The organism is Polynucleobacter sp. 39-46-10, from assembly GCF_002282275.1.
Genome location: NZ_NCJB01000325.1, coordinates 1 through 2,473 on the forward strand (window position 1 = coordinate 1; position 2,473 = coordinate 2,473).

4 protein-coding genes are annotated in these 2,473 nt (G+C 47.0%); 3 read left to right on the forward strand and 1 reads right to left on the reverse strand.

What is annotated here, in order from left to right; translation table 11 throughout:
• Positions 1-91: 91 nt before the first annotated feature.
• The 3 genes from B7X71_RS15160 to B7X71_RS15170 are packed head-to-tail and all read left to right on the forward strand — an operon-like array spanning position 92 to position 2,131.
• On the forward strand, positions 92-1,066 hold the full coding sequence (locus tag B7X71_RS15160) for a D-2-hydroxyacid dehydrogenase family protein (protein WP_293601293.1): 975 nt from the start codon (positions 92-94) through the stop codon (positions 1,064-1,066).
• 7 nt (positions 1,067-1,073) lie between these two features.
• Positions 1,074-1,613 (forward strand): chromate transporter, encoded by a 540-nt coding sequence (locus tag B7X71_RS15165; RefSeq protein ID WP_293598861.1) that lies wholly within the window; start codon positions 1,074-1,076, stop codon positions 1,611-1,613.
• On the forward strand, positions 1,610-2,131 hold the full coding sequence (locus B7X71_RS15170) for a chromate transporter (protein WP_293601295.1): 522 nt from the start codon (positions 1,610-1,612) through the stop codon (positions 2,129-2,131). Before B7X71_RS15165 ends, B7X71_RS15170 begins: the two co-directional genes overlap by 4 nt.
• A gap of 127 nt (positions 2,132-2,258) precedes the next feature.
• Here the strand turns inward: B7X71_RS15170 and B7X71_RS15175 are convergent.
• Positions 2,259-2,473, reverse strand: a 215-nt coding sequence (locus B7X71_RS15175; protein ID WP_363927168.1) for a CrcB family protein, incomplete at its 5' end; no start/stop codon positions are given.

The window sequence follows — 2,473 nt, forward strand, 5'->3', positions numbered from 1 at the left end:
CAGTGTTCCAAAATCATGGGTATTCCTTTATAAAAATCAATAAAGATAGATAGTAAACTCAAACAGCATAATTAATAACGATTCGAGAGACATGGCTAATTTACCTAATGTTGTCATTCTTGGCGACTATGAGCGCGCCCTCCGTCGCTTTTCCAATTGGGAAAAAGTAGATCGGCAGTGCCATATCACCATTCACCATGAACCCCTTCACGGTGAAGCCCTATATGAAGCAATTAAAGATGCAGATGTCATTGTGCTGGCGAGGGATCGCACCCCCTTTAATGAAGCCCTGATTGCTCGCCTTCCGAAGCTGAAGTTATTCCTATTTACCGGCAAGCGTAACGGCACCCTAGATGCATCTGCCCTGATTTCACGCAATATTCCGGTTGCCTGCACGCCAGGAGGCCCCTCCAAGGAAACTACTACCGAGTTAACTTGGGCTTTAATCCTAGGCGCTTCAAAACACTTAGTTCGCCAAAATAACTTGTTGCACACAGGTGGCTGGCGCGATGAACTCTCTGTTCTCCCAATATTGTCTGGCGAGCGTCTTGGAATGATTGGTTTAGGCTCAATTGGTAGTGCTGTTGACAAAGTGGGTCAAGCCTTTGGGATGGAGATTGTCGCTTGGAGTCCCAATATGACAACTGAACGAGCTGCTGCCCAAAATGCCAAGTCGGTCGGTCTAGAAGAGCTTCTGAAAACATCTAAGGTTATTAGTCTGCATCTGGTGGCCGGGCCAAAAACAAAAGGATTGATTGGCGCCCAAGAGTTAGCGATGATGCGGTCCGACGCGCTACTCGTGAATACCTCACGCTCCGCCCTCATTGATACACGGGCCCTACAAGAAGCGCTAGCCGCTGGTAGACCCGGTCAAGCAGCGATTGATGTTTTTGAGATTGAGCCACTCCCCATAAATGATGCCCTAAGAAACATACCCAATTTACTCACCACGCCTCACCTAGGATTTGTGGCTGAGCCTGTTTTTGCAATGTTCTCCAAAGGAATTATTGATACTCTTGAGGCATGGCTCGAGCACAAGCCGCTACCGCATCCATTTGAGCCTTAATTATTCTTTGAAGACACTTACCACAACAGAATTATTTATCAGCTTCAGCAAAATCGGTATGTCTGGTTTTGGTGGTGTCCTGCCATGGGCGAGACGCACGCTAGTTGAACAAGACAAAATTCTTACGTCTGAAGAGTTCAGCTCCATCCTAGGTATCTGCCAAATTGTTCCCGGCCCAAATGTCGTCAACCTAGCCGTGTGTATCGGCTCACGCTTTGGTGGAGCCAGGGGTGCTTTTGCAGCAGTTGCAGGCCTAACATTGGGGCCAATTTGCATCGTCATGCTATTGGCACTCTTGTATACCCACTATAGCTATTTGGAATCAGCTCAAGGGGCTCTTCGAGGAATATCTGCCGTTGGCGTTGGCTTAATCGCCTCTACAGGCATCAAGATGTTGCGTGATGAGTTGCGCTTTCCAGCAATGCTCCTGGTGGTGCTCGTGACTGTCATTGCTGCCAGTTACTACCAGTTGGGGCTTGGCTGGGTGGTGCTGATTGCATCGCCACTTGCTTGGATTTTGGCGCAAAAGAAAGCTCGCAAACTATGAGTATTTTGCTGAGCCTGTTTCTCAAAATGTCTGCTTTTTCGCTGATTGCTTTCGGCGGAGTAAATGCCTTACTTCCTAGCTTGCTCAATTTATCTGTTTACCAAGAGCATTGGATAGACCTTCAAACTTTTGCTGATTATTTTGCAATTGCTCAAGCCGCTCCAGGGCCGAACTTCATGACAGTCACACTGATTGGCTGGCATATCTATGGAGTTTTAGGGGGGCTGATTGCAACTATTGCTATTTCATGGCCCTCCTCTATCTTGGTGTATCACTTGCAGCGTCTTTTCTTGAGAATGAAGGATGAGCATAAAAAGAAGTCCATTCAATATGCAGCGGCAGCTCTTGCCATTGGCTTAGTGCTTTCTTCAGCATGGCAGATTGCACTACAAATTAATCACAGCTATGCCGCATATGCACTCACACTCATCACTATTGGAGTGACTGTTTTTACTCGCTGGCACCCTTTATATTTAATCGGGTTCGGTGCAGTCTTGGGCGTCCTGGGGCTTGTTTAATAACCCCTACCGAATTAGCCTTAGCTTATTCGGCAAGCTTACTTCAGTGCTTGGTAGGTCAAAATACCCAAGAAGGTTAAGGCGAGCGAGCCAAACAAGTTTAAAAGCGCAGTACTTAGTGCCCATGTCATTTCGCCGCGCTGCATAAAACCGACAACATCGGCAGAAAAACTAGAAAACGTTTGAGGCCACCCAAGAACCCAGTAATGATGAATAACTTCCATTCCGGGGAAAGGCTGGGGTTGTTGCCAAAAAAAGCTACCGCAATACCAATTAAGTAACCACCGACCATATTGGAAATAAAAGTTCCCAAAGGAAGCGTTGCTGCAAGGCTCACTGTTG